The sequence below is a fragment of the Chamaesiphon sp. OTE_20_metabat_361 genome (genome assembly GCF_031364565.1).
The window spans coordinates 1-1521 of record NZ_JANLWO010000358.1; the positions used below are offsets into that span (position 1 = coordinate 1).

Below are 1521 nucleotides of genomic sequence, written 5' to 3' on the forward strand. Positions count from 1 at the left end.
AGTCTCCCCGTCTCCCCGTCTCCCCTCTCCTTGTCACCCCTATCCCCTATCCCCTATCCCCTATCCCCTCTTTTGTGAAAACCATCTTCATTAGCACTGGAGACGTATCTGGCGATCTTCAGGGTGCCCTACTCGTCACCGCACTCAAGCGACTAGCCGACAAGTCAGGAATCGACCTGAAGATCGTCGCGCTCGGTGGCAGTAAAATGGCCGCAGCAGGCGCGGAAATCATCGCCGACACTACATTTATCAGTTCGATCGGTGTGTGGGAGGCACGAGCCTATTTGCGCCCCTCCATCCAAGCGCGGAATCTTGCCAAACAGTATTTAAAAGCCACTCCGCCCGATGTGCTGATCCTTATCGACTATGTAGATCCGAATATTAGTATCGGTACATACGCCAGGAATTTATTTCCAAATCTCCAAATAGACTTCTATATTGCGCCTCAAGATTGGGTCTGGCCGAGACAACATAAAAGAGCTAAATTAATCGTTAGCTTTATCAATGAAATCTTCTCAGTTTTTCCGATCGAAGCCCAGTATTTTACAGAGCAAGGAGCTAAAGCAACATTCGTCGGACATCCTTTAGTCGATCGGATCGCAACTCTCGCCAGCCGCAAAATCGCGCGTGACAAGTTAGGAATTACTGGGGAAGAAGTAGCCATAGCCTTGATTCCAGCTTCCCGCCAGCAAGAATTAACTTATATCCTCCCCGATATTTTTGCAGCCGCTCGGCAAATTCAGGATCGATTACCCGATGTGCGGTTTTGGATTCCGCTAGCTCGTCCAGATTTTGTCGCAGAGATCGAAAGTCAGATTCAAGCGTATCAAATTAATGCAACTCTAGTCACCGAAAATGCCGATTTAGTCTTATCAGCAGCAGATTTAGCGATTACTAAATGCGGTACAGTTAGCCTCGAATTAGCATTACTAAATGTTCCCCAAGTCGTAGTTTATAAAGTCAGTAAAGTAACAGCTTGGATTGCCAAACATGTAGTCAAGTTTTCAATTCCATACATGTCGCCACCCAATCTAGTCGAAATGAAGCCGATCGTGCCAGAATTATTGCAAGATGAAGCTACTCCCGATCGGATTGCTACCGAAAGTCTCGAACTAATTTTAAATCCCGAACGCCGCGATCGGATGTTAGCTGATTATACTCAGATGCGATCGGCTTTGGGAGATCCTGGCGTCTGCGATCGTGTCGCTGCGGAAATTTTAGCCAAGCTGTAGATGGGAGATGGGAGATGGGGGATGGGGGGACTGGGAGACTAAATGACGAAATCGCCCTCACCCCGCCATCGCCTCCGGCTCTGGCTCCCCTCTCCCAAGCTTGGGAGAGGGGTTGGGGGTGAGAGCAAAGGGCTGGCATCTTACATTTAATTTCACCTAGCTACTTACCTATTACCTATTACCTTTTACCTTTTACCTTTTACCTTTTACCTCTTACCCTCTATTCCCTCTTGCCGTGAAAACCATCTTTATCAGTACAGGAGAAGTATCTGGCGATCTTCAAGGTGCT

1 protein-coding gene is annotated in these 1521 nt (G+C 47.8%); it reads left to right on the forward strand.

What is annotated here, in order from left to right; all coding sequences use genetic code 11:
* Positions 1–74: 74 nt before the first annotated feature.
* Positions 75–1232 carry a lipid-A-disaccharide synthase gene (lpxB, locus tag RMO35_RS10410; protein WP_309740977.1) on the forward strand — a complete coding sequence of 386 codons (1158 nt, stop codon included), beginning with the start codon at positions 75–77 and terminating at the stop codon, positions 1230–1232.
* Positions 1233–1521 lie beyond the last annotated feature (289 nt).